The organism is Colwellia sp. MB02u-9 (genome assembly GCF_014077085.1).
Classification (GTDB): domain Bacteria; phylum Pseudomonadota; class Gammaproteobacteria; order Enterobacterales; family Alteromonadaceae; genus Cognaticolwellia.
In genome coordinates, this window is the sequence record NZ_JACGVF010000069.1 from 207,216 (window position 1) to 221,054 (window position 13,839).

The following is a 13,839-nucleotide window of genomic DNA, read 5'->3' on the forward strand; positions in this document are numbered from 1 at the left end:
ACTCTGGGTATCGCATGACAACTAGATATATTTTTGTTACTGGCGGCGTTGTATCGTCTCTTGGTAAAGGTATTGCTGCAGCATCACTAGCCGCAATTCTCGAAGCACGTGGTTTAAAAGTTACCATGCTTAAGCTTGACCCTTATATTAATGTTGATCCGGGTACAATGAGCCCAATTCAGCATGGTGAGGTTTTTGTTACCGAAGACGGAGCAGAAACCGATCTAGATTTAGGTCACTACGAACGTTTCATTCGAACCAAAATGACCAAGCGTAATAACTTCACTACGGGCCGTATCTATCAAGATATTCTAGCGCGCGAGCGTAAAGGTGAGTTTTTAGGTGCCACTATTCAAGTTATTCCTCATATTACTAACGACATTAAACGTCGAGTGATTGAAGGTGCTGAAGGCTACGATATTGCCATGGTTGAAATTGGCGGCACTGTGGGTGACATTGAATCACAACCCTTCTTAGAAGCTATCCGTCAGTTAGGGGTAGAATTAGGCCGAGAACGTGCGATGTTTATGCACTTAACCTTAGTGCCTTATATTGCTACCGCCGGTGAAATCAAGACTAAACCTACCCAGCATTCTGTGAAAGAATTACGTTCAATCGGTATTTTTCCAGATATTTTAGTTTGTCGAAGTGAGCGTGCTATTCCCGCTAATGAACGCGCTAAAATTTCACTATTTACTAATGTCGAAGCAAAAGCGGTTATTTCATTGCGCGATGTTGACTCTATTTATAAAGTGCCCGCCTTACTTAAAGCGCAAGGCGCTGACGAGTTAGTGGTTAAGCGTTTTGGCCTTGATGTTCCCGAAGCTGACTTATCTGATTGGGAGCAAGTACTTTATAAAGAAGCTAACCCATCAGGTGAAGTGGTTGTTGGTATGGTCGGTAAATATACCGAATTACCTGATGCATATAAATCAGTTAATGAAGCGTTAAAGCATGCCGGCATTAAAAACCAAGTAAAAGTTAAAATTCAATATATTGATTCACAAGACGTTGAGTCTAAAGGGGTTGAGCTTTTTAAAGGTTTGGACGCTATTTTAGTCCCTGGTGGCTTTGGCGAACGTGGTGTTGAAGGTAAAATTCTAACCGCACAATATGCGCGTGAAAATAAAATACCTTATTTGGGTATTTGTTTAGGTATGCAAGTGGCATTGATTGAATATGCCCGTAATGTTGCCGGTTTAACTGACGCACACAGTACCGAGTTTAATACCAAAACACCTTACCCAGTTGTTGGCTTAATCAACGAATGGTTAGATGAAGAAGGTAAAGTTGAATACCGTAATGCTGAATCTGACTTAGGCGGAACCATGCGCTTAGGCTCACAATTGTGTCACATTATGAAAGGTACCAAGGCATATGACGTATATGGTAGTGAAACAATTTATGAGAGACACCGTCATCGTTTTGAGGTAAATAATAACTACCGTGAACAATTAAGCAAAGCAGGTTTAGTGTTCTCGGGATTATCTGCGGATAAAACATTAGTTGAGGTGATTGAAAATCCTAATCACCCTTGGTTTATTGCTGGGCAATTCCATCCTGAGTTTAATTCAACTCCTCGTGATGGTCACCCGCTTTTTGCTGGCTTTATCGCCGCTGCTTTTGAACATCAAAAGCAGCAAGCAAGTTAAATCAAACTCATGAAAACCGTAGCTTATTGCTACGGTTTTTTTTAAGCAATTTTAACCTTTAATTTAACGTTTATAACCTGCCTAGCCTAGCTAGTAAGGAATAAGGAACATAATGTCTAATATTAGTAAAATTATCGCACGCGAAATCATGGATTCTCGTGGCAACCCAACAGTTGAAGCTGACGTTTATTTAGAGTCGGGTGCTTGGGGTCGAGCTGCTGCTCCTTCTGGCGCATCAACTGGCTCTCGTGAAGCACTTGAATTACGTGACGGCGACAAATCACGTTACTTAGGTAAAGGTGTATTAAAAGCCGTTGCTGCGGTTAACAATCCGATTGCTAACGCATTGAAAGGCAAAAGTGCTTTAGAGCAAGCAAACATAGATCAAATAATGATTGATTTAGACGGCACAGAAAATAAAGAAACCTTCGGTGCAAATGCTATTCTTGCCGTTTCTTTAGCGAACGCAAAAGCGGCTGCAATGGAAAAGAAAGTACAATTATTTGAGCACATTGCCGATCTTAATGGTACGCCAGGTCAATACTCACTACCTTTACCTATGATGAACATTATCAATGGCGGCGAGCATGCTGACAATAACGTTGATATCCAAGAATTTATGGTACAACCGGTTGGCGCGAAAAGCTTTAAAGAAGCGCTACGTATGGGCGCTGAAATTTTCCATGCTTTGAAAAAAGTATTGTCTGCAAAAGGTTTAAATACCGCTGTGGGTGATGAAGGTGGTTTTGCCCCTGATTTAGCCTCAAATGCTGATGCCTTAGCAGTCATTAAAGAAGCGGTTGCCGCGGCAGGTTACGAATTAGGTAAAGACGTCACCTTAGCGATGGATTGTGCTGCTTCTGAATTTTATGATGCAGAAAAAGGCATTTATGACCTAAAAGGTGAAGGCAAGCAATTTACGGCCAACGAATTCTCTGATTTTTTAGCAAGTCTTTGTGAGCAATACCCGATCATTTCAATTGAAGACGGCTTGGACGAGTCAGACTGGGATGGCTTTAAATACCAAACCGATCTACTTGGCGATAAAGTGCAAATTGTTGGTGATGATTTATTTGTCACTAATACTAAAATATTAGCCCGTGGTATTGAGCAAGGTATTGGTAACTCTATCTTAATCAAATTCAACCAAATTGGTACATTAACAGAAACCTTAGCAGCGATTAGAATGGCGAAAGACGCTGGTTTTACCGCCGTGATCTCACATCGCTCAGGCGAGACTGAAGACTCAACTATTGCTGATTTAGCCGTAGGCACAGCCGCAGGACAAATCAAAACCGGTTCTTTATGTCGCTCAGACCGTGTTGCTAAATACAATCAGTTATTACGCATTGAAGAGTTTTTAGGTGATAAAGCTATATTTAACGGCTTGTCTGAAGTCAAAGGCCAATAATCATAAACTTTTTGTGTGATGACGCTTACGTTTGCTAGTTGGGTTATTACCTGTGGTAGCAAAATCCCGCGGCTAATTTAAGCGTTATTAAATATTAAAAAAACCACTCTTATGAGTGGTTTTTTTGTGACCATCAGGCTTTAAGCCGACTCATTAATTTTGGTACGACTTACCTTGCCTGCACCACAGTGTTTTAATACAGCGCCTTTACTGGATATTAGACTTGTGAATAAGTCGTCAGATTTGCCAGTATTTATGATTTTATCAAAATTATCATTATTACCTTAAAATAAAGTTCATGAAATCAGCTTGTTATGTTTGGCCTGTATCTTGCTGATGCTGATATTGTATTTTAAGCCATAGAGCTAAACCATGAAAAAAGCTGTCCTTATTATTTTGTTATTGCCACTGCTTTGGTATCTCTTGCCTAAGCAAAAAGCGGTTAGCGATAACATAGAGAATATTGAAAAATATATCCCTGCTTTGATGCAAGAAGCTGCTATTCCGGGCTTAGCCATAGCTAAAATTTCAAACGCTAAAGTCACTTTTTTACAAGTTTATGGTAAAGCTAATGTCGAGTTGAACACAGCAGTGACAGAAAACACATTATTTAATATAGCCTCTATTAGTAAGCCGATTATGGGCTTGGTGTTGTTGCAGTTGGTAGAACAAGGAACATTAGCTTTAGACCGAGACATTAACGACTATCTGCCATTTAAAATCGATAATCCTCATATAACTCATGAAAAAATAACCCTAAGACATTTGGTTACCCACACCTCAGGTATCGCGGATTATTATGATGTTGACAGTTATGCCATCAATAAAGATGCTGATATTTCATTAGAACAACACCTTAAATCTTTGTTAACCCCAACAGGAAAAAACTATAACCAAGGGCAATATTTTTTAAATAATGCCCCAGGTGCTAAAAGGAAATACAGTAACTTAGCCGCTGGCCTAGCCGGATATTTAGTCGAAGTAACAACCGGTATCACCTTAGCCGAATATAGTCAGCAACATATCTTTCAGCCATTAGGTATGCAGGATACCAGTTGGTTATTGCATGATTTGTCGTTAACACAAATTGCTGTGCCCTATGAGGTTGAACAGTGTATTCCATTTCTGGCTATTTGCAGTGACACTGAGTCGGCCGAGTTAAACTTGTTTATTAGTGGTTATTTTAATCCACCTTCAGAAAGTAAGCGTTTTGTCGCTTATCCTCACTTTGGTAACCCACAATATCCAGATGGTGGTATACGTAGCAGTATTAAAGACTTGAGCAAGCTGTTAGTTGCTGTGCTAGAAAATAAAGACCCATTAGGTCATAAACTGCTGTCAGATGCTATGTATGAAGAAATGCTAAGGTTACAATTACCTAAGGATATTTCAGATAAACAACGTTTTTTTTGGCGAGATAATAGCATGGGATTAATCGGGCATATGGGCGCTGATTTAGGGGTTTTTACTGCCTTATATTTTGACCCTAATAAGAAAGATGGTTTTATTATTTTGATGAATAGAGGTATGGACAATAATGCTGCGATAGCGATGAAAAAAATAGCTAATAAACTGGTCGCAATGCCGTAGTTAACCAATAAACAGGGTTACCAAGCGCACACTTGAGTTTTTTCGACCACTTTTTAAATACTATATTCGATGTTTGTTATCGCAACAAAAATTGAGCTAAACACCTTAAAGATGCTGCAGATAGCACCTTTAAGTCGCTGAGTTATAGTAACTACTTAGTGCCAAAAATTTTATCACCCGCATCACCTAAACCTGGCAATATATAACCTGCGTCATCTAAGTAGTCATCAACAGCGGCGGTATAAAGCTCAACATCAGGGTGTGCTTTTTCTAACGCGGCTATACCTTCTGGCGCAGCCACTAAAACTAGGGCTTTGATATGGTTGGAACCACGCTCTTTTAATAAGTCGATTGTGGCTATCATAGAGCCGCCTGTCGCTAGCATGGGGTCAATCACTAGGGCAAGACGTTCTTCAATTTGCCCCGCTAATTTTTCAAAATAAAACACTGGCTCTAGTGTTTCTTCGTTACGATACATACCAACAACAGAGATACGGGCGCTAGGAATCAGCTCTAAAACGCCGGCCATCATGCCTAAACCTGCACGTAAAATAGGGACAACGGTGACTTTTTTACCTTTAATTTGTTCTACTTGAATTTCACCATTCCAACTATTGATGGTTTTAGTTTCTACTTCAAGGTGCTTAGTGGCTTCATAGGTTAATAGACAGCCAACTTCTGAGGCAAGTTCGCGAAAACGCTTGGTACTTATATCGGCTTCACGCATTATGCCGAGTTTGTGTTTAATTAGGGGGTGCTTTACTTCAATTACGCTCATTATTTACTCCAAAACTGGCGGGGAAACTATTTTTATATTATACCCAAACCACTTGTAAATGCTCGTTTGGTCTAAAATTTAAACTCATGTTGGCGCAGATTTGTTTAACCGCTGTCGTACATCTTAAAAAAACACCGTTAAAAATAATAGCCCTGTATAAGTCGTTATTACCCGTAATGCTATAGGTAAAACAATGCGCAGATCAGCTTTAGCGATTTTATCTTTAACCACAATCAAGTATGCTTAAATTATCAGCGTTAATTAAAGTAGTCATTAAATTCATGGTCACTCAATCATTATTATGGCAATCACAGCAGCAGTCATCAGACTTTGCTGAGCTGTGTAATGCCCTTTATGAACGAGAGTTAATCACCTTAGCCCGCAATGAATGTTTAGCGCTAGCAAGTTTACAAGGCAGAATTAAAAGCTTACCTCATTATGTTAAACGTACAGCATTCGCGTTATTAAAGGCACAAACACCACTGGAATTAGATATTCAAAATGCCAGTTGGTTAGCTAAGCAAGTGGCTACGTCACCTGAAATAAGCCAATTATCGGCTTATGATGAAACTGTTATTGCTTGGTATAAGAGCCAACAGCTAGTGCATGGTTTAGTGGTGCCTATCGCGTTAAATGGCCATATTGTGCTCGATTGTATCGACCGAATTGATTTAGAAAAACAGCAATTTCGAACCAATGTTTATGGCTGGTTTTATTTAACGGATAACGAAACGGTCCACGGTGCAGGTAACAAGGCAAAAAATGAGCATAACAGAGCAAGTGAGGCAGACATTGAAGCAGATAGTGAGGAAGAGAGCGAAGTAACTTGTCATAAAGTGAATTTACTCAAGCCAACGAAAAAAGTAATGAGCGCAGCATGCGCTGGGCATCGTTGGGAAAATGGTCAGAAATTGCAGCCAATTATGCCTTCATTGCGAGAATTGTTATTGTCTTGCACCATTAATTGGCGTAATTTCAAACAACCTAGGGTAAATTTGCCTGACAATTGATTTTAAATCTTGTTGGGTGTTTACAGCAGACGGTACGTATTTATAATAGCGTATCAATATTATCTCTTCGATATCGACTTTAGATACATTATGCGGCTGATCACGGCAGTTTTACTCATTTTTCTGGTACTTTTGCAATACCGACTTTGGTTTGGTAAAAACAGTGTGCCTGATTATCTAGCATTAGAAGAAGAAGTGACTCGCCAGCTCGCCAATAACAACAAGCTAAAGCAACGTAACAAATTACTTTATGCTGATACGGACGATTTAAAATCTGGCACCGAAGCGATTGAAGAACGTGCTCGCCATGAATTAGGTCTGATCAAACAGGGCGAGACATTTTTCCGCGTCATTCCTAATGATGACGATGCCGATAAGAAGGAACGATTGCGATAATGAGTAACTTATTAGGGCATTTTACTGTCGTAGTGCCCGCTGCAGGTGTTGGTAAACGCATGCGTTCGTCTTGTCCAAAACAATATTTAACCATTGAAAACATAACTATTTTAGAACATACCGTTCAGCGTTTACTCAGCCACGAGGCAATTTCTCATGTCATTATTGCCTTAGGTGAAAATGATGAATATTTTTCTAGTACTAGCTTAGTTAATCATAAAAATATTACTTGTGTTGTTGGCGGCAAAGAGCGTGTTGATTCGGTACTTGCCGGTTTAAAATATTTACAGGCTGGCCAAGAACAATGGGTGTTGGTGCATGATGCCGCCAGGCCTTGTGTTCGACATCAAGATTTAACCCGCTTAATGAACTACTGTCTTGAAAACGATCATGGCGGCCTATTAGCAAGCCCAGTTCGCGATACCATGAAGCAAGCGAATACCGCGAAATTAGTAGCAACCAGCTTGGATCGTAGCCAAATGTGGCATGCGCTGACGCCACAAATGTACAAAACGCTTGAACTAACCTCAGCTATTACTGCGGCTTTAGCAAAAGGGATCAGTATTACCGATGAATCATCAGCGATGGAAGCATCGGGTTTTGCAAGTGGTTTAGTCCATGGCAGCAGTGACAATATAAAAATTACCCAGCCAGAAGATTTGCTTTTAGCTGAATTTATTCTTAACCAACAAAAAAATAATTTACAATCAGAGGTAGTATGCGAATAGGTCACGGTTTTGATGTTCATCAATTTGGTGGTGCAGGGCCATTAGTGTTAGCGGGTGTTGTTATTCCTTATGAATTTGGTTTTATTGCTCACTCTGATGGTGATGTGGCTATTCATGCCTTATGTGATGCCATTTTAGGAGCATTATGTTTAGCCGATATTGGTAACCATTTTCCTGACACTGATGACCAATACGAGAATATATCGAGCCGTATTTTGTTGCGCCATGTGGTTGGTTTAATGCAAAGAAAAGGCTACGGCTTAGGTAATGCCGATATTACTGTTTGTGCGCAAGCACCAAAAATAGCACCGCACCTTTTAGCCATGCGTGAATGTTTAGCAGAAGATTTGCAAGCAGATATCGAACAAGTCAATGTCAAAGCAACTACCACTGAAAAGTTAGGCTATGTGGGTCGCAAAGAAGGCATTAGCGTGCATGCTGTTGTATTATTGATAAAAACTGAACCTAACAGTAAGTTAAATACAGTTGCAGAGCCGATTAAAAAAGACGAAAGAAAAGTACCAAAGCCCGCTGTTGAAAGTGAATTGAAAGCACCAGAGCCAAGCGTTCAAAGCGATAAGCCAGTAGCTGAGCCAAGCCAATCTCCCTTGCCTGAATTTTCCTATTTATATGGTAAACCAAAATCGACCGGCTTGTTGCGTCGGCATAGGTCAGATTTTAAAGTTTTTGAACAAATACCCTTTGAACCTTGTGGTGAAGGCGAACATCTTTTTATTCATATTCGAAAAACTGGCGCCAATACCGCTTTTGTTGCCAAGCAATTAGCGCAATATTTTTCCGTGAAAGAATCGTTAGTTTCCTATGCCGGTTTAAAAGATCGCTTTGCGGTCACTGAGCAATGGTTTGGTGTGCATGTGCCCGGTAAGCAAAGTTATGATTTAAGTGACGTAAACATCGAAGGTGTCGAAGTTTTATCCTATAAACGCCATAACAAAAAATTGCGTATTGGCGGTTTAGACGGTAATCGTTTTGAAATTACGTTACGTGACGTGACTGAAATTGACGAGCTAATAAGACGTTGGCACGTAGTGACTAATTTTGGCGTACCAAACTATTTTGGTGAACAACGCTTTGGTATCAATGGCGGCAATATTGAAAAAGCCTTAGGCTTATTCTCCGGTCAAAAAGTTAAAGACAAGAAAAAACGTGGTATGTATTTATCGGCTGCACGTTCATTGATTTTCAACCAAATGGTTGGTCAACGTATCCAACAACAAAAATTCGACCGCTTAATGAATGGTGACGTCTTGATGTTAGCGGGAACACAGTCGGTATTTCTTGCTGATGTCATCGATGAAAGTCTACAAGCACGATTAGTTGAACATGATCTAGATATTACTGCCTCTATGTGGGGCGCGGGCGAATTAATGACCACAGGCGATGCGCGTATTTTTGAGCAAAGCATCGGCGATGGCCAGTCAGCATTTTGCGAAGGTTTACCGCGTTTTGGTTTAAAGCAAGAACGTCGACGTATTCGCTTAACGATTAAAGACACTAACATTAGCGTAGATAACGATGTTGTAACCTTGTCATTTTTCTTGCCATCAGGTGCTTATGCCACCACCATTATGCGTGAGTTAATCGACTATAAAGATATGACTGAGCGGGTTGATGTTAGTGCAGCCAGGCACACAGCCGCTGCAACTAAGACCCAGACTAGCGCAGTAGATAACAACAAGGAGTTAAAAAGCTAACATGAGAATATTACTGAGTAATGATGACGGTGTTCATGCTGATGGCATTAAAGTGCTTTTTGACGAATTAGCCAAAATATTTGATGTCACCGTAGTTGCGCCCGATAGAAATTGCAGTGGCGCAAGCAATTCGTTAACACTACTGAATCCATTGCGAGCGCAGACATTAGAAAATGGCTTTATTTCTGTCAATGGTACACCCACTGATGCCGTGCATTTAGGTGCCGCCCAATTAATGCAGCCAAAACCTGATTTAGTGGTGGCGGGTATTAATCACGGTGCTAATTTAGGTGACGATACCATTTATTCTGGCACGGTAGCCGCGGCAACAGAAGGGCGCCATTTAGGTATGCCTGCAATAGCGGTATCACTAGTGTCTTCAGATCCCAAACACTTTCAAACCGCCGCCGTTGTTACCGCCAAGTTTATTGAGCGCTTGCAGTTGCACCCGCTGCCAAGTGATCAAATTATTAATATTAATGTGCCTGATGTGCCGCTAGATGAATTAAAAGGTATTCAAGTCACACGTTTAGGTAACCGCCATAAAGCGGAAACCATGAAAAAGGTGCAAGACCCTTGGCAACGTGATATTTATTGGTATGGCCCTTTAGGAAAAGAACTTGATGCTGGCGTGGGGACTGATTTTCATGCCATAGCCAATGGTTATGCATCAATTACCCCATTAACCATAGATATGACCGCTTATAAAAGCCTGGCAAAAATGACCGAATGGATTAATGAACTTTCACTATGAGACAAAGTAATATCAATACCCGAGTAGGCAGTAATATCGGCGGAAAGTCGAGTCGAAGTGGAGAATTACTGGCGCAAAAATTATTGGCTGAAGGCATCAAAAATCAACAAGTATTACAGGCGATTGCCCGTTCGCCTCGGCATATTTTTGTGCCTGAAATTCTAGCGCATAAAGCCTATGACAATACGGCGTTACCGATTGGCCAAGGGCAAACCATATCACAACCCTATATTGTGGCAAAAATGTCAGAGCTGCTACTTGCTGATGGCGTGCCAGACAGCATTCTAGAAATAGGTACGGGCTCTGGCTATCAAACCTCCATATTGGCGCAGTTATCAGCCAAGGTGTTTACTGTTGAACGTATTAAGTCGTTGCAATGGCAAGCAAAACGAAGATTACGCACGATGGATTTACATAATGTGGCAATGAAACATGGTGATGGTTGGCAAGGTTGGCACAGCAAAGCTCCGTTTCAAGCCATTATAGTGACGGCTGCACCCAAAGAAGTGCCAGCGGCATTACTAGCCCAGCTAGCTGATGGCGGTCGCTTGATCATTCCTGTTGGTGAACAAAACCAAGTTTTAAAATTAATTACTCGTCATGGCGATGAATACAAAGAGCAGCAAATTGAAGCTGTTCGTTTTGTTCCTCTGGTACCTGGCGCTTTAGGATAATTTGTGAAAATATTTTCTGCATTATATGAATGGACACTTAAGTGGGCTGAGCATAAGTTTGCCCCTAGAATTTTAGCGATACTGACCTTTGCTGAGTCGGTTTTTTTCCCTATTCCACCCGACGTTTTATTAGCCCCTATGGTACTGGCGCAGCGCGATAAAGCCTGGCGTTTTGCCACCATAACTACCGTTGCTTCAGTGCTTGGCGGAATGGTAGGTTACGGCTTAGGTTATTTGATGTTTGAACCTTGGATCCAACCCTTAATTACTGAGTTTGGTTATCAGGCGCGCTTTGATAAAGCCATGTTGTGGTTTAGTGAATGGGGTGTGTGGGTGGTATTTATTGCTGGTTTCTCTCCTATCCCTTATAAGTTATTTACCGTGAGTGCTGGCTTTTTAAATATGGCATTTTTACCCTTCTTATTAGCGTCATCGATTGGTCGCGGCATGCGATTTTTCCTGGTAGCTGGTGTTATTCGTTGGGGCGGAGCACCGATGGAACAAAAAATTAGACAATGGGTTGATGTCTTAGGTTGGTCGGTTGTTAGCGCTATTATTATTGCCTATATTGCGACACGATAAGGACGTTATTTTTGTTATGACGAGATGGATGCAAGGTAACTTATTTAGCACTAATAACCTACTAACGCTAATAATGATATTAGCGTTAAACGGCTGTTCAAGTCGTAATAAACCTGCACCTGTTGTTGACGTACAAGGCTCTCTTCCTCTTAGTCAAAGACTCAAAAATAGCGTCAGTGGCACTGAGTATATCGTTAAGAAAGGTGAAACTTTATATTCAATAGCATGGCGTGCAGATGTCGATATTCGTACCTTAGCGAAGATCAATAATATTAAAGCGCCATACAATATTTATCCGCAACAAAAATTAAAGTTAACAAAAAGTAAATATAATGCTAACTTAAAAAGTCAAAAAAATAAGACCTTCAATACGTCAAAACAAAAAGTTATAAAAAAACCTATTGCACAGAAGAAAAAGCAGGAGTATGGTAAAAATGTATCTGATCAAAAAAGCATCAAAAAAGTTCAGCAACACACTGCATTTTCACAAAAAATTAGAAAATGGCGGTGGCCTGCGAAAGGAAAAGTTATTCATAATTTTTCCACCGCAAAGCAAGGAAATAAAGGAATCGACATTGCGGGGCGACGCGGTGATTCGGTGAAAGCAACTGCAGATGGAAAGGTAGTTTATGCCGGTGATGCGCTACAAGGATACGGCAAGTTAGTCATCGTTAAACATAACGAAGATTATCTCAGCGCTTATGCTCATAACGATCACATTCTAGTCAAAGAACAGCAAGTTGTAAAAGCCGGTCAAGTGATTGCCAAAATGGGTGATACTGACGCTGAAAGAGTCATGCTTCATTTTGAAGTTCGCTTTCGCGGGAAATCAGTTAATCCTATGAAGTATTTGCCGAAACAATAATAATAAAAATTTACCAATAATAACTCGAGGTTAATGTGAATAATTAGTCAGTAAATTTAGCTAATGCTAAATAGGGAGATATAACATGGGCATAAAAAAACAAATAGAATGTTCTGATCTTGCAGTGAAAGAAAAGCCAAAAAGCACTGGGGTAGAAGTACCTGAAGAGAGCCCGTCTAATTTAGATGCAACACAAATATATTTAAGTGAAATAGGATTTTCACCATTATTAACCGCCGAAGAAGAAGTCTACTTTTCTCGCCTTGCCTTAAAAGGTGATGAACGCTCTCGCAAACGCATGATAGAAAGTAATCTTCGTTTAGTGGTAAAAATTGCTCGCCGTTATAACAATCGTGGCTTACCTTTATTAGATTTAATTGAAGAAGGTAACCTAGGCCTAATACGTGCTGTTGAAAAATTTGATCCGGAACGTGGCTTCAGATTTTCAACCTATGCAACTTGGTGGATTCGACAAACCATTGAACGCGCCATTATGAATCAAACTCGCACTATTCGACTACCTATTCATGTGGTCAAAGAACTTAATATTTATTTACGCACAGCCCGTGAGTTAGTGCAAAAGCTTGATCATGAGCCAACGGCTGAAGACATTGCTTTTGAGCTTAACGTACCCGTGGAAAGTGTTAGTAAAATGCTGCGCTTGAACGAGCGTATTGCTTCAGTTGACTCGCCATTTGGCGGTGAAGGTGAAAAAGTTTTATTAGATGTTATTCCAGATGAAACAGCTGGGAGCCCGGAAACAAAATTACAAACCAATGATATTAAACATAGTATTGTAGATTGGCTGAATGAACTTAACTCTAAACAACGAGAAGTACTAGCAAGAAGATTTGGCTTGCTAGGCTATGAAGCCGCAACATTAGAAGATGTAGGTGTCGAAATAGGCTTAACACGCGAACGTGTGCGCCAAATTCAAGTTGAAGCATTAAAACGTCTGCGTGATATTTTAAGTCAACAAGACTTGTCGATTGAAGCGCTATTTCGAGAGTAGTGCGATAGTCAAAAGTTCAGTGAATAAAAAAAACCAGCGATAGCTGGTTTTTTTAGGGTTACATTTTATCGGTAATGTAGCTGCCTATACATTTGCATCAGGAGGTCATTTTAAGACCTAATTACCATCGGCATCAGATGTTTTTTGTAGGTCGGACTTCAGTCCGTCAAACGTGTAGAAAGCAATTAACCCGATGGGCCAACAAATATCAGCAGCAGCTGTTTTTTGTAGGTCGAACTTTAGTCCGTCAAACGTTTAGCGAGCAATTAACTCGATGGGCCAACAATATTAGCAGCAAATATTTTTTGTAGGTCGGACTTCAGTCCGTCAACCGTGTAGAAAGCAATTAACTCGATGGGTCAACAAATATTAGCAGCAGCTGTTTTTTGTAGGTCGGACTTCAGTCCGTCAACCGTGTAGAAAGCAATTAACCCGATGGGCCAACAAATATCAGCCGCAGCTTTTTTTTGTAGGTCGGACTTCAGTCCGTCAACCGTGTAGCGAGTAATTAACTCGATGGGCCAACAATATTAGCAGCAAATATTTATTGTAGATACCATCTCTCTATACCGATTTCAAACACTCATTTAAATTGCTTGAGATCGGTATTCGCTTTGGTGCTTTAACACCCCAAAACAAATCTGTACTAACTTTCTCATTGCAGCGCCAAGC

General features: G+C 40.5%; 13 protein-coding genes and 1 pseudogene. 13 read left to right on the top strand and 1 reads right to left on the bottom strand.

What is annotated here, in order from left to right:
* Positions 1–14 precede the first annotated feature (14 nt).
* The 3 genes from H4J65_RS03515 to H4J65_RS03525 all read left to right on the top strand — a co-directional run bounded on the left by H4J65_RS03515 (position 15) and on the right by H4J65_RS03525 (position 4,653).
* A complete protein-coding gene (locus H4J65_RS03515) occupies positions 15–1,652 on the top strand; it encodes a CTP synthase (protein ID WP_182136164.1) in 1,638 nt (545 codons plus the stop codon).
* 112 nt (positions 1,653–1,764) lie between these two features.
* Positions 1,765–3,063 (top strand): phosphopyruvate hydratase, encoded by a 1,299-nt coding sequence (gene eno, locus H4J65_RS03520; RefSeq protein WP_182136163.1) that lies wholly within the window; start codon positions 1,765–1,767, stop codon positions 3,061–3,063.
* A gap of 372 nt (positions 3,064–3,435) precedes the next feature.
* Positions 3,436–4,653, top strand: a complete 1,218-nt coding sequence (locus tag H4J65_RS03525; protein ID WP_182195574.1) for a serine hydrolase — start codon at positions 3,436–3,438, stop codon at positions 4,651–4,653.
* Between the two features lie 151 nt (positions 4,654–4,804).
* Here H4J65_RS03525 and upp read toward each other — a convergent pair whose 3' ends face one another.
* Positions 4,805–5,431, bottom strand: coding sequence for a uracil phosphoribosyltransferase (upp, locus tag H4J65_RS03530; protein WP_182195577.1), 627 nt, complete (start codon positions 5,429–5,431; stop codon positions 4,805–4,807).
* Between the two features lie 281 nt (positions 5,432–5,712).
* Here upp and H4J65_RS03535 point away from each other — a divergent pair, with 281 nt between their 5' ends.
* From H4J65_RS03535 to rpoS, 10 genes and pseudogenes are all read left to right on the top strand, one after another.
* Entirely contained in the window at positions 5,713–6,441 is a 729-nt protein-coding gene (locus H4J65_RS03535; protein ID WP_182195580.1) for a hypothetical protein, read from the top strand.
* A gap of 90 nt (positions 6,442–6,531) precedes the next feature.
* Positions 6,532–6,837 carry a cell division protein FtsB gene (gene ftsB / locus H4J65_RS03540; RefSeq protein ID WP_182191027.1) on the top strand — a complete coding sequence of 102 codons (306 nt, stop codon included), beginning with the start codon at positions 6,532–6,534 and terminating at the stop codon, positions 6,835–6,837.
* The gene (gene ispD / locus H4J65_RS03545; protein WP_182195583.1) at positions 6,837–7,565 is read left to right on the top strand and encodes a 2-C-methyl-D-erythritol 4-phosphate cytidylyltransferase; all 729 of its coding nucleotides are present in this window, start codon (positions 6,837–6,839) and stop codon (positions 7,563–7,565) included. The genes ftsB and ispD overlap by 1 nt, the downstream gene beginning before the upstream one ends.
* Positions 7,556–8,029: pseudogene (gene ispF / locus H4J65_RS03550) on the top strand (2-C-methyl-D-erythritol 2,4-cyclodiphosphate synthase); the annotation flags it as partial. The gene ispD and the pseudogene ispF, both read left to right, overlap by 10 nt.
* An 81-nt stretch (positions 8,030–8,110) precedes the next feature.
* Positions 8,111–9,280, top strand: a complete 1,170-nt coding sequence (gene truD / locus H4J65_RS03555) for a tRNA pseudouridine(13) synthase TruD (RefSeq protein ID WP_404851936.1) — start codon at positions 8,111–8,113, stop codon at positions 9,278–9,280.
* A 1-nt stretch (position 9,281) separates the two neighbouring features.
* Entirely contained in the window at positions 9,282–10,034 is a 753-nt protein-coding gene (gene surE / locus H4J65_RS03560; RefSeq protein WP_182136157.1) for a 5'/3'-nucleotidase SurE, read from the top strand.
* Positions 10,031–10,708 carry a protein-L-isoaspartate(D-aspartate) O-methyltransferase gene (locus H4J65_RS03565; protein ID WP_182185295.1) on the top strand — a complete coding sequence of 226 codons (678 nt, stop codon included), beginning with the start codon at positions 10,031–10,033 and terminating at the stop codon, positions 10,706–10,708. The genes surE and H4J65_RS03565 overlap by 4 nt, the downstream gene beginning before the upstream one ends.
* 3 nt (positions 10,709–10,711) lie before the next feature.
* Positions 10,712–11,290, top strand: a complete 579-nt coding sequence (locus H4J65_RS03570) for a YqaA family protein (protein WP_182136155.1) — start codon at positions 10,712–10,714, stop codon at positions 11,288–11,290.
* 28 nt (positions 11,291–11,318) lie between these two features.
* The gene (locus tag H4J65_RS03575) at positions 11,319–12,155 is read left to right on the top strand and encodes a peptidoglycan DD-metalloendopeptidase family protein (RefSeq protein WP_182195586.1); all 837 of its coding nucleotides are present in this window, start codon (positions 11,319–11,321) and stop codon (positions 12,153–12,155) included.
* An 85-nt stretch (positions 12,156–12,240) separates the two neighbouring features.
* A complete protein-coding gene (gene rpoS / locus H4J65_RS03580; protein WP_182185293.1) occupies positions 12,241–13,167 on the top strand; it encodes an RNA polymerase sigma factor RpoS in 927 nt (308 codons plus the stop codon).
* The last annotated feature ends 672 nt before the right edge of the window (positions 13,168–13,839 follow it).

Bases quoted from the DNA above. Each gene is read 5' to 3' on its own strand.
- H4J65_RS03515 (WP_182136164.1), top strand. From the start codon at position 15: ATGACAACTAGATATATTTTTGTTACTGGCGGCGTTGTATCGTCTCTT.
- eno (WP_182136163.1), top strand. From the start codon at position 1,765: ATGTCTAATATTAGTAAAATTATCGCACGCGAAATCATGGATTCTCGT.
- H4J65_RS03525 (WP_182195574.1), top strand. From the start codon at position 3,436: ATGAAAAAAGCTGTCCTTATTATTTTGTTATTGCCACTGCTTTGGTAT.
- upp (WP_182195577.1), bottom strand. From the start codon at position 5,431: ATGAGCGTAATTGAAGTAAAGCACCCCCTAATTAAACACAAACTCGGC.
- H4J65_RS03535 (WP_182195580.1), top strand. From the start codon at position 5,713: ATGGTCACTCAATCATTATTATGGCAATCACAGCAGCAGTCATCAGAC.
- ftsB (WP_182191027.1), top strand. From the start codon at position 6,532: ATGCGGCTGATCACGGCAGTTTTACTCATTTTTCTGGTACTTTTGCAA.
- ispD (WP_182195583.1), top strand. From the start codon at position 6,837: ATGAGTAACTTATTAGGGCATTTTACTGTCGTAGTGCCCGCTGCAGGT.
- surE (WP_182136157.1), top strand. From the start codon at position 9,282: ATGAGAATATTACTGAGTAATGATGACGGTGTTCATGCTGATGGCATT.
- H4J65_RS03565 (WP_182185295.1), top strand. From the start codon at position 10,031: ATGAGACAAAGTAATATCAATACCCGAGTAGGCAGTAATATCGGCGGA.
- H4J65_RS03575 (WP_182195586.1), top strand. From the start codon at position 11,319: ATGCAAGGTAACTTATTTAGCACTAATAACCTACTAACGCTAATAATG.
- rpoS (WP_182185293.1), top strand. From the start codon at position 12,241: ATGGGCATAAAAAAACAAATAGAATGTTCTGATCTTGCAGTGAAAGAA.